Source organism: Bacillus sp. SIMBA_005 (assembly GCF_046535585.1).
Taxonomy (GTDB): Bacteria; Bacillota; Bacilli; order Bacillales; family Bacillaceae; genus Bacillus; species Bacillus pumilus.
Genome location: NZ_JAWRWI010000206.1, coordinates 1 through 300, shown reverse-complemented (window position 1 = coordinate 300; position 300 = coordinate 1). Strand labels below are relative to the sequence as shown.

1 protein-coding gene is annotated in these 300 nt (G+C 69.7%); it reads right to left on the bottom strand.

What is annotated here, in order from left to right:
• On the bottom strand, window positions 1-300 hold a 300-nt coding region (locus SB660_RS19785), incomplete at both ends, for an NAD-dependent epimerase/dehydratase family protein (RefSeq protein WP_410583973.1).

Below are 300 nucleotides of genomic sequence, written 5' to 3'. Positions count from 1 at the left end.
GACGTAGGTGCCGAGCAGGTCGCGGCGGTAGTCGGCGGCACCGGCCCGCTCGAACGTCGCGTACTCCCCTTCCGCGACGACGTTGGTGAACCGCAGCGCGGTGATGCTCGTCCCCTCGACCCAGTGCACGAGCTGTGCGGCGATCGCCTCCTCGGCGACCTTGCCCAGCGCGTACGTGTTGTTCGCCTCGGCGTACCCCTCGTCCACCGGAAGCGACGTCAGATTCGCGAAGTCGGGGAAGCCCATCGCCGTGATGCTCGATGCCTGCACGATGGTGCGGATGCCGGCGCGGAGGGCGCC